Annotated in this window: 16 protein-coding genes and 1 tRNA gene; 10 read left to right on the top strand and 7 right to left on the bottom strand. The window is 66.5% G+C overall.

Translation table 11 applies throughout. From position 1 onward, the window contains the following. Nucleotides 1-31: 31 nt before the first annotated feature. Nucleotides 32-475, bottom strand: coding sequence for a GNAT family N-acetyltransferase (locus AC1DKR_RS05695; RefSeq protein WP_478031691.1), 444 nt, complete (start codon nucleotides 473-475; stop codon nucleotides 32-34). A gap of 123 nt (nucleotides 476-598) precedes the next feature. On the opposite strand from AC1DKR_RS05695, the gene AC1DKR_RS05690 reads away from it, so the two are divergent. Continuing rightward, nucleotides 599-1393: an isocitrate lyase/PEP mutase family protein gene (locus tag AC1DKR_RS05690; protein WP_478031689.1), complete on the top strand. Its 795-nt coding sequence runs from the start codon at nucleotides 599-601 to the stop codon at nucleotides 1391-1393. A 275-nt stretch (nucleotides 1394-1668) separates the two neighbouring features. Here AC1DKR_RS05690 and AC1DKR_RS05685 read toward each other — a convergent pair. Further along, a tRNA-Ser gene (locus AC1DKR_RS05685) sits at nucleotides 1669-1761 on the bottom strand. 122 nt (nucleotides 1762-1883) lie between these two features. On the opposite strand from AC1DKR_RS05685, the gene dnaX reads away from it, so the two are divergent. The 4 genes from dnaX to AC1DKR_RS05665 all read left to right on the top strand — a co-directional run bounded on the left by dnaX (nucleotide 1884) and on the right by AC1DKR_RS05665 (nucleotide 5444). Then, complete coding sequence (gene dnaX / locus AC1DKR_RS05680) at nucleotides 1884-3980, top strand: DNA polymerase III subunit gamma/tau (protein WP_478031811.1); 2097 nt, start codon at nucleotides 1884-1886, stop codon at nucleotides 3978-3980. Between the two features lie 6 nt (nucleotides 3981-3986). Further along, nucleotides 3987-4307 carry a YbaB/EbfC family nucleoid-associated protein gene (locus AC1DKR_RS05675; RefSeq protein WP_025879376.1) on the top strand — a complete coding sequence of 107 codons (321 nt, stop codon included), beginning with the start codon at nucleotides 3987-3989 and terminating at the stop codon, nucleotides 4305-4307. A 111-nt stretch (nucleotides 4308-4418) separates the two neighbouring features. After that, nucleotides 4419-5018, top strand: coding sequence for a recombination mediator RecR (gene recR, locus AC1DKR_RS05670; protein WP_025879377.1), 600 nt, complete (start codon nucleotides 4419-4421; stop codon nucleotides 5016-5018). Nucleotides 5019-5084: 66 nt separating this feature from the next. Next, complete coding sequence (locus AC1DKR_RS05665; RefSeq protein ID WP_176021598.1) at nucleotides 5085-5444, top strand: histidine triad nucleotide-binding protein; 360 nt, start codon at nucleotides 5085-5087, stop codon at nucleotides 5442-5444. A gap of 79 nt (nucleotides 5445-5523) precedes the next feature. On the opposite strand, the gene AC1DKR_RS05660 is transcribed toward AC1DKR_RS05665, so the two are convergent. Genes AC1DKR_RS05660 through AC1DKR_RS05645 form a run of 4 tightly spaced genes read right to left on the bottom strand, consistent with a single transcriptional unit; the run spans nucleotide 5524 to nucleotide 9890 of the window. Further along, on the bottom strand, nucleotides 5524-6051 hold the full coding sequence (locus AC1DKR_RS05660; protein ID WP_223494354.1) for a Slp family lipoprotein: 528 nt from the start codon (nucleotides 6049-6051) through the stop codon (nucleotides 5524-5526). Further along, nucleotides 6048-7997 (bottom strand): transglutaminase TgpA family protein, encoded by a 1950-nt coding sequence (locus tag AC1DKR_RS05655; protein WP_363730136.1) that lies wholly within the window; start codon nucleotides 7995-7997, stop codon nucleotides 6048-6050. Before AC1DKR_RS05655 ends, AC1DKR_RS05660 begins: the two co-directional genes overlap by 4 nt. Continuing rightward, nucleotides 7990-8934, bottom strand: a complete 945-nt coding sequence (locus AC1DKR_RS05650) for a DUF58 domain-containing protein (protein WP_312110732.1) — start codon at nucleotides 8932-8934, stop codon at nucleotides 7990-7992. The genes AC1DKR_RS05655 and AC1DKR_RS05650 overlap by 8 nt, the downstream gene beginning before the upstream one ends. Before the next feature lie 2 nt (nucleotides 8935-8936). Then, entirely contained in the window at nucleotides 8937-9890 is a 954-nt protein-coding gene (locus AC1DKR_RS05645) for an AAA family ATPase (RefSeq protein ID WP_312110733.1), read from the bottom strand. Between the two features lie 44 nt (nucleotides 9891-9934). Here AC1DKR_RS05645 and AC1DKR_RS05640 point away from each other — a divergent pair, with 44 nt between their 5' ends. Beyond that, nucleotides 9935-11776, top strand: coding sequence for a glycosyltransferase family 39 protein (locus AC1DKR_RS05640; RefSeq protein WP_363730139.1), 1842 nt, complete (start codon nucleotides 9935-9937; stop codon nucleotides 11774-11776). 72 nt (nucleotides 11777-11848) lie between these two features. On the opposite strand, the gene AC1DKR_RS05635 is transcribed toward AC1DKR_RS05640, so the two are convergent. Continuing rightward, entirely contained in the window at nucleotides 11849-12421 is a 573-nt protein-coding gene (locus tag AC1DKR_RS05635) for a Maf family protein (RefSeq protein WP_478031681.1), read from the bottom strand. A gap of 115 nt (nucleotides 12422-12536) precedes the next feature. Between AC1DKR_RS05635 and AC1DKR_RS05630 the strand changes: the two genes are divergently transcribed. The 4 genes from AC1DKR_RS05630 to AC1DKR_RS05615 all read left to right on the top strand — a co-directional run bounded on the left by AC1DKR_RS05630 (nucleotide 12537) and on the right by AC1DKR_RS05615 (nucleotide 15273). Beyond that, nucleotides 12537-13046, top strand: coding sequence for a YceD family protein (locus tag AC1DKR_RS05630; protein WP_312787669.1), 510 nt, complete (start codon nucleotides 12537-12539; stop codon nucleotides 13044-13046). A gap of 107 nt (nucleotides 13047-13153) precedes the next feature. Continuing rightward, nucleotides 13154-13348, top strand: coding sequence for a 50S ribosomal protein L32 (gene rpmF, locus AC1DKR_RS05625; protein ID WP_025879386.1), 195 nt, complete (start codon nucleotides 13154-13156; stop codon nucleotides 13346-13348). A gap of 91 nt (nucleotides 13349-13439) precedes the next feature. Next, complete coding sequence (locus tag AC1DKR_RS05620; protein ID WP_100463418.1) at nucleotides 13440-14417, top strand: beta-ketoacyl-ACP synthase III; 978 nt, start codon at nucleotides 13440-13442, stop codon at nucleotides 14415-14417. A gap of 73 nt (nucleotides 14418-14490) precedes the next feature. Then, entirely contained in the window at nucleotides 14491-15273 is a 783-nt protein-coding gene (locus AC1DKR_RS05615; RefSeq protein ID WP_312787665.1) for a BUD32 family EKC/KEOPS complex subunit, read from the top strand. The last annotated feature ends 20 nt before the right edge of the window (nucleotides 15274-15293 follow it).

Raw genomic sequence — 15293 nt, 5'->3', positions numbered from 1 at the left:
CACGCCATGCGTGGATCCGTCGAGAGCCGGGTTACAGCACCCGCTCCATCTCCACGGCGTCGATCCCGGCGCCGTGGCCGTCGGCCACCACGCGTACCACCTGGAAGCCGAGACCGGCATAGAAGCCCTGCGTGTGCTGGCTGGTGCTGAGCGTGATGCGCTGGACCGATGGGTCTGCTTCAGCCTGATGCAAGCGGGCCACTGCCAGCGCGCGTCCCAGCCCCTGTCTGTGGCGACTTCGTTCGACCATGCCCCAGCACAAGCTGGCGCTGCCATCGCCGCAGTGCCAGAGGCCGCCGCAGGCCACCACCTGGCCCTCGACCTCGATCACCTGGAAGGCGCGTGGCACGGCGTGTTCGTGCAGGAAGCGCTCGAAGTCACCCCGCTCTGCGGGTGCGAAGTAGGTGGGCACGTTGCTGTCGAAGATCGACAGGCAGGCGGTGATGTCGGTGCAGCGGTAGGGGCGGGGTGTCATGAATGACTGTCATCGTGGTGGCGCACTCATTGTGCGCGAGGTCCGCACCATTGATGTCCGAACATGGCGAGCCCGGAAACCGGTCCGGGCGCAGACTGCAGGTTCCCGTCATCAGGAGGTTCCATGTCCAACGTTCAGGCCAGTTTTGTACAACTGCACCAAGGTGCGGATCTTTACGTGCTGCCCAACGTATGGGATGCCGGTGGCGCCCGCCTGGTCCAGCAGCTGGGAGCTGTCGCGGTGGGAACATCGAGTGCTGCCATGGCGTGGTCCTGCGGCTATGCCGATGGCGGTGCGCTGCCTGATACGGCGCTGCTGCAGCGGGTTTCCGAAATTGTTGGTGTGACCTCGCTGCCGGTCACGGTCGATATCGAGGACGGTTACAGCGATGTCCCCGATGCAGTCGCTGAGCGGGTGCTGCGCCTGGTGGAGGCGGGTGCGGTAGGGATCAACATCGAAGACGGTGCCGGCAGCCCTGCGGCGCTGGTGGACAAGATCAGCGCCATCCGCTCGGCGCTGGGCGGACGATCGCTGTTCATCAATGCGCGCACCGATGTGTATCTGCGCGGCCTGGCTGAAGAGGATGAGGCGGTCAGGATGAGCATCGATCGGCTGCAGGCCTATGCACGTGCCGGTGCCGACGGCGGCTTCGTGCCCGGACTTCGCGCGCTGGACGAGGCTGCTGCAGTTGCCAGCGGCGTGTCGCTGCCTCTCAACCTGATGTGGCTGCCAGGGATGGCGCCGTTCGCTGCGCTGTCGCAGGCCGGCGTGCGGCGGCTGAGCGCGGGCCCGGCCTTGTTCATGCATGCGTGGGCGGCGATGGCTGCGGCGACCACGGATTTTCTCGGCGGTGTGATGGCGATGCCCGAGGGCGCACCAGGCTATGCGGCCTTGAACCAGCTGTTCAGCGACAGGTGAGGGCGCCAAGGCGGTGCGCGCCGACAGGCTCGACCACGGGCGGGTAGTTGATGCGACCGGGCCGAGGCATCCACGCATGGCGTGGATCTACTGCCATATCTGGAGGAACAAGCCCCTCTGTTGAGGGGCTGCCCCGGCAGGGGCGGGGAGAGGCAGGCAAAGGGAGGGGCCCGAACGTTGCGCAGCAACGTTTGGGGCGACGTGCGGAACGCGCGTCGCGTCCCCAGCCAGATAAATAAAAAAGGCCACCCGAAGGGCAGCCTTTTTTATTTATCTGGCGGAGAGAGGGGGATTCGAACCCCCGAAGCGCGGTTTAGACGCTTACACACTTTCCAGGCGTGCTCCTTCAACCACTCGGACACCTCTCCGGATCCCTGCCATCGGCAAACGCCTCAGCAGGGGCGCAAATTCTAGCGGGCGCAGCGGCAGGACACAAGCACTGGTTTGCAGGGCGAGAGGGCTGGACAGGCGTGGCACAATGGAACATCCGATGGAAGACGGTGGCCTGATGTCCTATCTCGTCCTTGCCCGCAAGTGGCGTCCGAAGCGTTTTGCCGAGCTGGTGGGCCAGGAACACGTGGTCCGTGCGCTCAGCAATGCGCTGGACAGCGGCCGGGTCCACCACGCGTTCCTGTTCACCGGTACCCGCGGCGTGGGCAAGACCACGATCGCGCGCATCTTCGCCAAGTCGCTGAACTGCGAACAGGGCACCAGTGCCGATCCCTGCGGCCAGTGTGCGGCCTGCCTGGACATCGACGCCGGTCGCTATATCGACCTGCTGGAAATCGATGCCGCGTCCAACACCGGCGTGGACGATGTGCGCGAGGTGATCGAGAACGCCCAGTACATGCCCTCGCGTGGCAAGTACAAGGTGTACCTGATCGACGAAGTGCACATGCTGTCCAAGGCTGCGTTCAATGCGCTGCTGAAGACGCTGGAAGAGCCGCCGGAGCATGTGAAGTTCCTGCTGGCCACCACCGACCCGCAGAAGCTGCCGGTCACCGTGCTCAGCCGCTGCCTGCAGTTCAACCTCAAGCGCCTGGATGAAGACCAGATCCAGGGGCAGATGACCCGCATCCTCACCGCCGAGGAGATCGAGTCGGACCCGACCGCCATCGTGCAGTTGGCCAAGGCCGCCGACGGCAGCCTGCGTGACGGCCTGTCGCTGCTCGACCAGGCCATTGCCTATGCCGGCGGTGCGCTGCGTGAGGACGTGGTGCGCACCATGCTGGGCACGGTCGACCGCACCCAAGTGGCGGCCATGCTCGATGCCCTGGCCGAGGGCGATGGCCCGCGCCTGCTGCAGGTGGTGGCGGCGCTGGCCGAGTTCTCGCCGGACTGGAGCGGGGTGCTCGATGCGCTGGCCGAGGGCCTGCACCGCATCCAGGTGCAGCAACTGGTGCCGGGCGCGTCCGCCGCTGCCGAGGGACTGGATGCCAGCGTGTTTGCTGAACGCCTGCGCCCGGAGGTGGTCCAGCTCTGGTATCAGATGGCCCTGAATGGTCGTCGCGATCTGCCATTGGCGCCCAGCCCGCGCGCCGGCTTTGAAATGGCCGTGCTGCGCATGTTGGCGTTCCGCCCTGCGGCTGCCGTGCCGTCGGTGCCGCGTACACCGGAATCCTCGGGTGGCAGCGCACCGACCGGTACGGGCCAGACCGGGGGCGGCCTTGCTGGCAGCCACGAAGGAGCTGCACCGGCCGCTGCTGCGGCGCCAGAAGCCGCAGCGGTCACGCAGGCAATTACGGTACCCGTGCTGGCGGAGGCAACCGCGCAGACGCCGAACCCGGCGCCACAGCGCGAACCCGAGCCGCAGCCCGAGCCGACCCCGGAACCAGATCCGACCCCTGAACCTGAACCGGCTCCGATCGAGGAACCCGGGTCACCGCTGCCGATGAAGGCACAGTTGGCTCCCGAGGCGGCCACGGCCAAGGCACCTGCTGAGGCAGACGACCTGCCGCCGTGGGCAACCGACGCGGCTGGCGCGCGCGATGAAGTGCTAGCGGCCGAGATGGCAACGCCCGACGCGGCCATGGTCGCGCCGTGGCACGAGCCGCCGCCGCCGGCTTCACAGCCGGTTGCAGAGGCTGTTGCCGCGCCGGAGCGTCCATTCCGTGCCGAGGGTATCGACATCGCCCCGGCACCGGTTGCGGCAAAGGAAAAAGCCCCGCCGGCAGGCAGCGTCAGTGACCTGGCCTGTGCCGAAGACTGGCTCGACCTGATCGCCAACAGTGGCCTGAGCGGTCCCTCGCGACAGCTGGCTGCCAATGCGGCCTTCATCAGCTGCCAGCATGGGGTCTTGAAACTGGGCCTTTCGCCCGGATTTGAATACCTGCGCTCCGAACGCGCGCTGGCAGCGCTGGGCGAGGTGCTGGAAAAGTCCCTTGGCCACGCGCTGAAGATCGTGGTCGAAACCGTGGAAACCGAGCAGGTCCCGGCCGAGACCCTGCACCAGCGCGCAGACCGCCAGCGTGGCGAGCGGCAGCAGGCTGCCGAGGCCATTTTCATGGACGATCCGGAAGTCCAGCTGCTGATCCAGCAGCACGGCGCCCGGGTTGTTTCCGATTCCATCCGTTCTTTTGACGAGTAAGACGACATGCGCGGCAATATCGCCCAACTGATGCAGCAGGCCCAGAAGATGCAGGAAAACCTGCAGAAGGCCCAGGAAGAAATCGCCAAGATCGAAGTGACCGGCAGCGCCGGTGGCGGCATGGTCAGCGTCACCCTGACCGGCGCCAAGGAGTGCCGCAAGGTACGCATCGATCCGTCGCTGGCCAGCGATCCGGAAATGCTGGAAGACCTGATCGCCGCCGCCTTCAACGATGCGTCCAACAAGATCGACGCCGAGTCGAAGTCGAAGATGGGTTCGGCCACCGCCGGCATGCAGCTGCCGCCGGGCATGAAGATGCCGTTCTGATGCCCTGCGTGGCACCCGCACTGCCGGGTGCCATGCACTGTGTAGCGTCGAGCGTGCTCGATTGCCCGCAATTTCCAGTCGAGCACGCTCGGCTCTACAGAACACGCCGCCGTGTCCGCACCCCTGCTTGAACAACTGATCGATGCATTGCGGGTGTTGCCTGGCGTAGGCCAGAAGACGGCACAGCGCATGGCCTACCACCTGCTCGAACGCGAGCGCGAAGGTGGCAAACGCCTTGCCGAGACGCTGGCGCAGGCGGTTGAACGCATCGGTCACTGTGCGCAGTGCCGAGACTTCAGCGAAACCGAGCTGTGCCCGACCTGCGCCAATGGCAGCCGTGAGCGCAGCCAGCTGTGCGTGGTGGAATCGCCGGCTGACCGCCTGGCGATCGAGAACGCCACCGGCTATCGCGGCGTTTACTTCGTGCTGCAGGGGCGCCTGTCGCCGCTGGATGGCATCGGCCCGCGCGAGCTGGGTCTGGAACAGCTGGAACAGCGCCTGGCCGAAGCGGAAGTGCAGGAACTGATCATTGCCACCAGCGCCACCGTCGAAGGCGAAGCTACCGCGCACTATCTCGCGCAGCTGGCGCGTGCCCGCCAGGTGCGGCCGAGTCGACTGGCGCAGGGCCTGCCCCTCGGCGGTGAGCTGGAGTACGTCGATCGCGGCACGCTGTCGCATGCGTTCGGCACCCGCAGCGAAGTGCGCGATTGAGTCGATGCCGGGCATGCCCCGGCGTTACCGGCCTACAATGCGGAAAACACCCCGCCGAGGCCGACCATGAGCAGCGAAACCCTCTTCAGCAAGATCATCCGTCGCGAGATCCCGGCCACCATCGTCTATGAAGACGAAGACGTGCTGGCCTTCAAGGACATCGCACCACAGGCGCCGGTGCACGTGCTGTTCATTCCGAAGAACGAGATCATCCCGACCCTGGATGACCTGCAGCCATCGCAGGCGCACCTGATCGGCAAGCTGGCCCTGGCCGCCGCCGAGTACGCGCGTCGGGAAGGCTTCGCGCAGGACGGCTACCGCATCGTGATGAACTGCCGCGAAGACGCCGGGCAGACCGTGTTCCATATCCACATGCATCTGCTGGCTGGCGCGCCGCTGGGTCACTTCGGTACGCCAGGGCGTTGAGGCAGCCATCCACGCATGGCGTGGATGAAAAAAGGCCGCCCGATGGGCGGCCTTGTGCATCATGCGTACCGGGCCTGGACTACCACCAGCCCCAGCCGCGGTAACCGCCCCAGTACGGGCCATACGGGCCCGGGCCCCACGGTCCGTAGGGGTAGGGCACCACATCGACCTGGCGCTGCTCCGGCCACAGGTAGATCACGTCGGCAGACAGCTTCGGCAGGCGATAGTCGTAATCGCCGATACGGGTATTGGCGTAGCCATCGATCTTGCCGATGAAGGTCACGTCGCGGCCGGCTTCGAACACGGCCGGATCGTAGAAGCCGGAACGACAGGCGATGAAGCGGCCGTCGCTGGCATCGGAAGAGGTCGTGTTCGGACGGCCGCTACCGTTGAGCGGGCGCGAGATGATCTGGAAACAGGTCTCACCCTGTCCGGGCTTGGTTTCGATGATCCGGCCACCCCAGCGCACCGGCGTGCCGACCTGCTGGGTGGCAACCGAGTCGCGCGGGGAAACCAGGCTGAACTGTCCCTGCAGCGGCTTGGGGGCCGTGGCGCAGGCCGACAGGGCCAGGGCGGCCACGGCGGTGAGGAGGAACTTGGTATTCATGGGGAGGCTCCGGAAGTCGGGCGATGCCTGCGCAGGTCCCGCAATAATGGGGCGAGCTCGGTACAAGTGCCAGCGTAGCGTGCATCAGCGAAACGCTGGCTGAGTGTGATGAGGGCCGGGTCGGGGCGCTGTGCGTGGACCCGGCGGGCCCAGTGCAGGGCGGGTTCGTGCGGTTCGCGGCCCAGCCCCAGCCGCGCATAGCGCTGCCCCAGCCGATGCCAGGCGCGCAGCAGCGGGTCACGCTCGCGTTCGCCACGAGCCAGCAGCCACGCCATCCACGCCAGTGCCAGCAACGCGGCCATCACGAAGCCGGCCAGCAGCTGTCCGGGGCCGAGGTCGTCCAGCCCGAACGGTTGCAGCAACTGCTGCTGGCGGCGCGCGTCAAAGGACAGCACCAGTTCGTTCCAGCCCCTTCGCATCCAGTCGCCGACCTGGCCCAGCTGCACCCAGCGCTGCTGCAGTCCGGTATCGGCACCGGCCTGCAGACGGTCGTCGAGCGTGTCCAGGATGCGCTCGGGTGCTACTGCCGCTGTCGGGTCGACGCGCACCCAGCCGCGTTGGGGCAGCCACACCTCAGCCCAGGCATGGGCGTCCATCCGCCGCAGTACCCAGTAGTCGCCGATCCGGTTGTGGGTGCCGCCGGCGAAACCGGTGACCACCCGCGCCGGAATTCCTGCATTGCGCATCAGCACAACGAAGGCCGAGCTGAAATGCTGGCAGTAGCCGGCCTTGTAGTCGAACAGGAACGCATCGACCGGATCGCGCCCGGCGGCCGGTGTTTCCAGCGTGTACGAAAAATCCGCGGTGATCCATGCCAGGGCGCGACGGACCACGGCGGCATCATCGCTTCCGGCGTCCTGTCGCCACTGTCGGGCGAGGGTTGCCGTGCGGGGGTTGAAGCCTTCCGGCAACTGCAGCGCTGCGCTGCGCTGATACGGCAACAGCGTGGCATCAAAGCGTTGCGGCGGGGCCGAATGCAGACGCCACCTGCTCAGCGCGGACAACGGGCGGTCGCTGCTCAGGCTCAGCGCTGCATCAAGGCGGCTGCCTTCCGGTGCGGTGGTGGGCAGGTCCAGCGCGACCAGCTGGCGGCGGTCGGTGGGTTCGTAATCGATCTGGTAGTCCCAGCCCTCCGTGCCGTGTTCGACGACGGCAGGTGGCAAACGTTCGGTACGGCGGTCGCGTCGCCAGACATGCCCGTCGAACTGGGTCAGTACCGGCCCGCGCCAGTAGCGCTGCGCCGGCTCTGGAGCAGCGCCGAAGAACTGCGCCCGCAGGGCCGGGGTGTCGTCGGCCATCAGGTCCAGCCACTTGTCCGGCTCCATCGTGTCCGACAGCCCGGGCGTGCCGACGGCGCGTTCGGGAATGCCCCACAGCGGCGTGGCCAATCGTGGGAACAGCCAGAAGCAGGCCAGCGCCAGCGGCAGGCCGATCAGCAGCAGGCGACCGACGCCGCGAAGTTGCGCAGACAGCGGCGGTGGCGCACTGCGGCCTTCACCCTGCGCCAGCCGCTGCAGGGCAATCAGGGCACTGGTACCGGCCAGCATGGCCAGCACGGTGGTCAGCGGCCCCTGGTCGAGCAGGAAGGCCGCGAACGGTGAGAACAGGGCAAAGCCGAGCAGGCTGCGCGCATCGCGCAGGGTGCGCAGCTCGCTGGACTTGATCGCCAGCATCGCCGCCAGCAGTGCACAGCCGGTATCCCGGCCTGGGCGTACCGCCCCCATCTGCCAGGCGATGGCGGCCAGCATGCCGAGCACCAGCAGTACGCGCACCGGCATCGGCAGCATGCCGCGCTGCGACAGTGCTGCAGTGAACACTGCTGCCACGGCGATCAACGCGGCCAGCGTGGTGGGCAGCTGCAGCAGCAGCGGCAACAGGGCCAGTGCGGCGCTGGCCAGCGTCCACGTGCGGGTGTTGCGGTCCAGCAGCAGGGCAGATTCAGTCATGGGGAAGCAACGCCAGCGCACGCAGGCACAGGTGGTGGTGGCTGGCGCCCTGGCCAGGGCCGATCGGCGGGTGCATCGGCAGCAGCAGTGTGTAGCGACGGCCTTCGCGTTCGGCGCTATCCACCCAGCGTGCCAGCCGCGCGATGCGGGCCTCCTGGCCCAAGGGTGCCAGCGCGCGCCAGTCCAGAACCACTTCGATGCCTATCGGCTTCTCGTATTCGCGTACCAGCAGCGCGTCGCGGCGTGCGGAGTGTTTCCAGGCAATGCTGCGCGGTGGATCTCCAGCGCGATACGGGCGCAGCTGATGCAGTTCCTCGCCGTTGGCGTGGGCGCGGGTGTGCAGTGGATCGCTGCCCTGCTGCGGCAACGGTGGCGCCTTCGCTTCTGCCAGCGGGTAGACCAGCAGGGGTTCTTCCGGCCATACCCATGACCACGCCCTCACCAGGCCCAGCGGTTGTGTGGTGGACAGGCGGATACGCGGCAGGTCCAGCCAGCCGCGGCGTTGGCTGGGCACTTCCAGCTCGGCTTCACCACGACCGTGTGCGGGCAGGTCGAGCCAGGCTTCGCTGTCGCCCAGTTGCAGGTGCAGGCCGTGGCGCGCTCGTGGGTCGCGCAGCGACAGGTCCACGCGCAGGCGCAGCGGTTGCCCGGCTGGCACCGGTTCGGCGGAAATCGCGTCGATCTGCACACCCGACAACTGCAGGTGCGCGGCGATGGCGCTGGCAATTGCTGCCGCGGCCAGCAGCAGCGCCAGCAACAGCGCAGGGTTGTTGTTGTAGTTCAGCGCACCCAGCAACATCGCGACCAGCAGGCAGGCCACAAACAGGCCGAAGCGGGTGGGCAGCACGTAGATGCGCCGGCGGTCGAGCCGTTGCGGCAACGACTCCGGCGTGCGCGGGCGTGCCAGCTGCAACAGTCGCCGGGCATGCGATGCCATCTTCAATCGACCGCGACAGTCTGCAGGATCGCGCGTGCCAGCGCCGGCCCCGAGCTCGACTCGGCTTCGCCCACCAGGCGATGGCCGGCCACCGCTACGAACAGCGTCTGCACGTCTTCGGGCACTACGTGGCCACGGCCGAGCAGCAGCGCATGTGCCTTGGCTGCGCGCAGCAGGGCCAGACCGGCGCGCGGCGATAGTCCCACGCGCACGCCGGCGTGCTGGCGGCTGCGGGTCAACAATGCCTGCACGTAGTCCACCAGCGCGTCGCTGACATGCACCTGGCCGACGGCCTCGCGCAGTGCGCGTACCTGGTTGTCGTCCAGCTGGGGGAGCGCGCGGGCGATCAGGTCGCGACGATCACTGCCGCGCAGCAGCTCACGTTCCGCTTGTGGGCTGGGGTAGCCCATCGCCAGCCGCAGCAGGAAACGGTCCAGTTGCGAATCGGGCAGCGGGAAGGTGCCTGACAGATCCACCGGGTTCTGCGTGGCGATCACGAAGAACGGATCGGGCAGGGCATGCGTCTGACCGTCGAGGGTGACCTGCTGCTCGGCCATTGCTTCCAGCAGGGCGCTCTGCGTGCGCGGCGGCGCCCGGTTGATCTCGTCGGCCAGCAGCACGTGGGTGAACACCGGCCCGGGATGGAACTGGAACTGGCGGCTGCCGGCGTCGTACACCGATACGCCGAGTACGTCGGCCGGCAGCAGGTCGGAGGTGAACTGCACGCGCTGGAAGCTCAGGCCCAGGCTGCTGGCCAAGGCATGGGCCAGCGTGGTCTTGCCGAGGCCGGGCAGGTCTTCGATCAGCAGATGGCCGCCAGAGAGCAGGGCCACGAAGGCCAACCGCACCTCGTGCACCTTGCCCAGCACCAGCGCATTGACCTGGTCCTGCGCATTGCGCAGGGACTGACGCAGTTGATCGGTTAGCATGCTGGGAATGGGGGACGAAGCTGTCATGGTCGTCTCAAGTTCGGTAACCGGTCGATTCTATCCATAGAGCAATGCAGGGCGAACAACGCGCACGTACGATTTTTCTCTGGTTATGGACGCTCGTCACAGCGGCCAAGCTGGTCGTGGCCGCACGCCTGCCGTTGTTCGTCGATGAGGCGTTCTACTGGCAGGAAGGCCAGCATCTGGCTGCGGCCTATTCGGATCTGCCGGGGCTGACGGCCTGGTTGACCCGCCTGGGTGTGGAACTTGGGGGCCAGCACGTGCTTGCGCTGCGCCTGCCGTTCCTGGCCATCGGCGCAGTGCTGCCGCTGCTGGTATCGCGCATTGCGGCGCGCTGGTTCGGCAATGTTGCAGGTTGGCAGGCCGGCAGCTTGACGCTGCTGATGCCGTTGTCGGCCACGCTGGGCCTGCTGGCCGTACCCGATGTGCCGATGGCGCTGGCGGCGGTGCTGTGCCTGGACGCCGGCGCACGCCTGCTGCGCAACGTCGACGCCTCCTCGGCGGTAAAGCTGGCGCTGGGCCTGCTGATCGGCGCGCTCAGCCACTATCGTTTCATCGGCGTGATCGGCGTCGGCTTCGTTGCCCTGTTGGCGCTGCCGCAGGGCCGGCGCATGCTGACCGATCCACGCGTGTGGGTGGCCCTGGCCATCGGCGTACTGGCATGGCTGCCGCTGCTGGCCTGGAATGCCGACAATCACGATGCCGGTCTGAAGTTCCAAGTGGTCGAGCGCCATCCGTGGGCGTTCGAGTGGCGCGGCCTGTGGTTCCTGGTGATCCAGCCGATGCTGGTGACGCCCATCCTGTGCATCGCGATGTGGAAAGTGGCGCTGGCTGGCACCCGCAGCGGCGGCGGTGCGCGCGTGCAGTGGCGGTATTTCGGCCTGGTCGGCGGCGTATCGACGCTGGGCATCTTCGCACTGGGTTTTTTCACCGACGTCGAGCGCATCAGCTTCCATTGGCCGCTGCCGGGCTATCTGGCCCTGCTGGTGGCAGTGCCGGTGATACTCAACGGCTGGCCGCGCTGGTTGCGGCGTACAGGCTGGTGGCTGGCCGGGCTGGGCATGGTACTGGCCTTCGGCTATTACCTGATGGCGTCCTCGTCATCGCTGCGCGAGCAGTTGGCCGGCGACAAGTACTACCCGCGCAACTTCGCCGGCTGGCAGCCGCTGGCCGCTGCGGTAAGCGAAGAGCTGCAGCAGATGCCGGAAGGCAGCCGCGTGCTCGCTGGCAACTTCAAGGTGGGCGCCGAACTGGGCTTCCAGCTGGGCCGCGGCGACATCGAAGTGCTGCCGCATCCGCTCAACGACAAGCACGGCCGTACCGCGCAGTTGGCGCAATGGAACCTGGTACATGAGGGCGAGCGCGACGTGCCGATGCTGCTGGTGCTGTCGCCCAGCGATCAGCGTTTCCGCGATCTGCTCACCCGCTATCACGCCATCTGCGAACAGGTCGGGCCGCTGCCGCCACCGCGTGTGGTCAGCAACGACCACGGATTCCAGCGCTTCCTGCTGTTCCGCCTGCCGGTGCAGCGCGCGCAGGGAACATGCGTGGCACCCGCACTGGCCTGGCTGGACGCCCCTTCCAATGGCGACGTGGTGAGCGGCACGCTGGCGATCAAGGGCTGGGCGTTCAAGGAAGGTGTCGGCCTGTCACGGGTTGAAGTGTTGGTGGATGGTCGTTCGATCGGCGATGCCACCTATGGACGCGTGTTCGATATCCGCCACACATGGCCGGACAGCACCGATCCGCAGCATCCGGCTGTCGGCTTCGACGCAACGTTCGATACGGGTACGTTGTCACCGGGAAAACACTGGCTTGGGCTGCGCCTGCATGGTCGCGATGGCAGCGTGGAGCAGTGGCAGGAGCAGCCGTTCGTGGTGGAAAAGCGCTGAGGCGTCGTGCCTCCCGTGACGGGCCTGCATTGGGCTCGATGCGGGTCTGGCTCCACCTGCGGGCGGGCAGGGTTACGGCACGCAGAATCCGGCCTTGCGCAGCAATCCGCACAGCGCGATCAGCGGCAGCCCGATCAGGGCAGTGGGGTCGCGATTGTCGATGGCCTCGAACAGGCTGATGCCCAGACCTTCGCACTTGAAGCTGCCGGCGCAGTCCAGCGGCTGTTCGATGGCCACGTAGCGGGCGATCTCCGGCGCCTGCAGCGCGCGGAAGCGCACCTGGGTCAAATCGATCGCCGAAAAGTATTCTCCGTCTCGGGTGAGACTGATGGCGGTATGAAATCTCACCGTCTGCCCGGACATCGCCGCCAGCTGCGCGCAGGCCACCTCGACTGTGCGCGGTTTGCCCAGCGGCTGACCGTTCAGGTCCACCACCTGGTCCGAGCCGATCACCCAGCAGCCGGGATGGCGGGCGGCCACTGCGGCCGCCTTGGCGCTGGCCAGGCGCGCCGCCAGCGCCAGCGGGGCCTCGTTGGCTTGCGGGGTCTCATCCACCTCCGGGCGCGCGCAGTCGAAGGGCAGGCCCAGCCGTTCCAGCAGGTCGCGGCGGTAGCGGGAGGTGGAGGCCAGGACCAGGGCGGGCATGCGGGAATTTCCAGGAGCAGGGCGCGGCAGTCTGGCTCGGCACAGCCAGCCACAGCAAGCCTTCCATGGCAGCCATTTGACACGCGACCTGCCGATCCTTAATATTCGGCGGCTTATGTCCGCGAACGTACCCGAAACGCTGGATGCCTGGCGGATGGTCGTAGCGCGAAGGCGCTTCGACGGTCAGGTCTCCCTGGCTGAATTGACTCGCCTGCAGGGGCTTGTCGCAGATACCGAAGGCGAGTGTAATTACTCGCTCGAATTCGGTCGCGACGAGATCTTGCGGGTATCCTATGTGGAACTCAGCATCGATACCGCGTTGCCGCTGACCTGTCAGCGCAGCATGCAGCGTTTCCTGCTGCCGGTGAAGATGACCCAGAGGCTTGGCCTGATCCGCGAGGAAGACGAGGAATCGTCTTTGCCGGAGGAATACGAGCCGTTGCTGGTGCCGGAAGACGGCCAGCTGCGTCCGTTGGACCTGGTCGAGGACGAACTGGTGCTGGCGGTGCCGGTGGTACCCCTGTCGCCGTACGGTGAGGCAGTCGACAAGGACTGGGCACCGACCGAAGAAGAAATTGAAAAGGCCAACCCGTTCGCGGCGTTGGCGGCATTGAAGAAACAATAGCAGCCGGTTGTCGTCGGCGGCTGCGGCGAAAGCGAAAAGTGTGCTGGACGCTGGCGTCCTGTGCGACGAAACGACGAAGCAAAACGAACCGAGTTTGGAGCAATCCCATGGCTGTCCAGAAATCCCGTGTTACCCCGTCCCGTCGTGGCCAGCGTCGTTCGCATGACGCCCTGAGCGCCAAGCAGCTGTCGACCGACCCGACCACCGGCGAAGTGCATCTGCGTCACCACATCACTGCTGACGGTTTCTACCGCGGCAAGAAGGTCATCCAGACCAAGTCTTCGGCTGTCCAGGAAGACTGATGTGCCGGAAGGTCGCTGCCCGTTGGGCAGCGGCCTTCGCCTTCTTTCCCGGGCACGCCGGTGAACGGCGGCTCGTGCAACAGGAAACATGATGAGCAAGCGGATCTACTCGAGGATCGCGGGCACCGGTAGCTATTTGCCGGAAAAAGTCCTGACCAACGCCGACCTGGAAAAAATGGTCGAGACCTCGGACGAGTGGATCCAGACGCGCACCGGTATCCGTGAACGGCACATCGCTGCCGAAGGCGAAACCACCAGCGATCTCGGCTACCAGGCCGCGCTGCGTGCGATCGAAGCAGCGGGTATCGACGCTTCGCAGCTCGACATGATCGTGGTCGGCACGACCACTCCTGATCTGATCTTTCCCTCCACCGCGTGCCTGATCCAGGCCAAGCTCGGTGTGAGCGGCTGCCCTGCTTTCGACGTCAACGCAGCCTGTTCGGGCTTCGTGTTCGCGCTCAGCGTGGCTGACAAATTCATACGCTCCGGTGATGCCCGCCATGTGCTGGTGATCGGTGCGGAAACCCTGACCCGCATCGTCGACTGGGAAGACCGCACCACCTGCGTACTGTTCGGTGATGGCGCGGGCGCCGTCGTGCTCAAGGCCGACGAAGAAACCGGGATCCTCAGTACCCACCTGCATTCGGATGGCAGCAAGAAAGAGCTGCTGTGGAATCCGGTCGGCGTCTCGGTCGGTTTCGGTGAAGGCAACAATGGTGGCGGCACCATCAACATGAAGGGCAACGACGTGTTCAAGTACGCCGTCAAGGCGCTGGACTCGGTCGTGGACGAAACCCTGGATGCCAATGGGCTGACCAAGTCCGACCTGGACTGGCTGATCCCGCACCAGGCCAACCTGCGCATCATCGAAGCCACCGCCAAGCGGCTGGACATGTCGATGGACCAGGTCGTGGTCACCGTCGACAAGCATGGCAATACCTCGTCCGCCTCGGTGCCGCTGGCGCTGGATGCTGCCGTTCGTTCCGGCAGGGTCGAGCGCGGCCAGCTGTTGCTGCTGGAAGCGTTCGGCGGTGGCTTCACGTGGGGTTCGGCACTGCTGCGCTATTGATAGTGCCAGTTACGACAACGTGAAACCGTCGTTACGGCCCCTCTGGGGCCGTAATGCGTTAAAGGAGACTGTCATGGTTGAGCCCATCGTCATCGAAGGGCAGCGCGCCTGGCTGAAGCAGTACGGCGAAGGAAGCCGAGCAGTGGCTCTGGGCCTGCTCAATTTTGTTGCCCGCCGGTTCCATCTCGATGCCCTGCGCCCGCCGCCGCACCGCGGTGGCGACGCCGCGCGCGAAACCGAGGCCCGCCGTCTGTCTGAATTGCAGGCGCAGGGAGTGAACGTGCCCCCGGTGATCGGCAGTGGCCATGCCGCGCTGGTGATCGGCGACAACGGCAGCTCGTTCAATACCTGCCTGCGTGAAGCCGATGACGCCGGCCGCGATCGCCTTGTGGCTGCGGCGATGCAGGCCATTGCCGAAGCGCACGGTCGTGGCGCCTATTTTGGCCAGCCGCTGCCGCGCAACCTCACCTGGGATGGCCAGAACGTCGGTTTCATCGACTTTGAAGAAGATCCGCTGGAAGTCATGGACCTGGCCGAGGCGCAGGCGCGTGACTGGCTGATGTTCGGCTACGGCGTGGCCAAGTACTACGCCGACCGCCCTGAAACCCTGCAGGCGATGATGGCCGAGGCGATGAACGGCGTGCAGGCACCGGTGCGTGCGCACGTGCACGCCGTCAGTGGCCGTCTGCAGCGCCTGGCGCGGGTGTGCATGAAGCTGGGGCGGTCGGCGCGCGCGCTGGCCCACTCCATCTTCATCACCCACGGTGCCACCACGCTGGGCCTGCTGATGGTGGTCGGCCTGTGCATGGACTGGTTTGCCGACGGCGAGCTGGACATCCTGCAGCTGCTCTGCTGACAGCGGGGCAGCCCGCAGCG

Source organism: Stenotrophomonas sp. 01N47, assembly GCF_056399165.1.
Note: the sequence above shows the minus strand (reverse complement) of the source record. Positions and strands in the feature narration are given on the sequence as shown.

What these genes read in the sequence shown, in the direction of transcription:
- AC1DKR_RS05695 (WP_478031691.1), bottom strand. Translation starts at nt 475, where the DNA reads ATGACACCCCGCCCCTACCGCTGCACCGACATCACCGCCTGCCTGTCG.
- AC1DKR_RS05690 (WP_478031689.1), top strand. Translation starts at nt 599, where the DNA reads ATGTCCAACGTTCAGGCCAGTTTTGTACAACTGCACCAAGGTGCGGAT.
- dnaX (WP_478031811.1), top strand. Translation starts at nt 1,884, where the DNA reads ATGGAAGACGGTGGCCTGATGTCCTATCTCGTCCTTGCCCGCAAGTGG.
- AC1DKR_RS05675 (WP_025879376.1), top strand. Translation starts at nt 3,987, where the DNA reads ATGCGCGGCAATATCGCCCAACTGATGCAGCAGGCCCAGAAGATGCAG.
- AC1DKR_RS05665 (WP_176021598.1), top strand. Translation starts at nt 5,085, where the DNA reads ATGAGCAGCGAAACCCTCTTCAGCAAGATCATCCGTCGCGAGATCCCG.
- AC1DKR_RS05660 (WP_223494354.1), bottom strand. Translation starts at nt 6,051, where the DNA reads ATGAATACCAAGTTCCTCCTCACCGCCGTGGCCGCCCTGGCCCTGTCG.
- AC1DKR_RS05655 (WP_363730136.1), bottom strand. Translation starts at nt 7,997, where the DNA reads ATGACTGAATCTGCCCTGCTGCTGGACCGCAACACCCGCACGTGGACG.
- AC1DKR_RS05650 (WP_312110732.1), bottom strand. Translation starts at nt 8,934, where the DNA reads ATGGCATCGCATGCCCGGCGACTGTTGCAGCTGGCACGCCCGCGCACG.
- AC1DKR_RS05645 (WP_312110733.1), bottom strand. Translation starts at nt 9,890, where the DNA reads ATGACAGCTTCGTCCCCCATTCCCAGCATGCTAACCGATCAACTGCGT.
- AC1DKR_RS05640 (WP_363730139.1), top strand. Translation starts at nt 9,935, where the DNA reads ATGCAGGGCGAACAACGCGCACGTACGATTTTTCTCTGGTTATGGACG.
- AC1DKR_RS05635 (WP_478031681.1), bottom strand. Translation starts at nt 12,421, where the DNA reads ATGCCCGCCCTGGTCCTGGCCTCCACCTCCCGCTACCGCCGCGACCTG.
- AC1DKR_RS05630 (WP_312787669.1), top strand. Translation starts at nt 12,537, where the DNA reads ATGTCCGCGAACGTACCCGAAACGCTGGATGCCTGGCGGATGGTCGTA.
- rpmF (WP_025879386.1), top strand. Translation starts at nt 13,154, where the DNA reads ATGGCTGTCCAGAAATCCCGTGTTACCCCGTCCCGTCGTGGCCAGCGT.
- AC1DKR_RS05620 (WP_100463418.1), top strand. Translation starts at nt 13,440, where the DNA reads ATGAGCAAGCGGATCTACTCGAGGATCGCGGGCACCGGTAGCTATTTG.
- AC1DKR_RS05615 (WP_312787665.1), top strand. Translation starts at nt 14,491, where the DNA reads ATGGTTGAGCCCATCGTCATCGAAGGGCAGCGCGCCTGGCTGAAGCAG.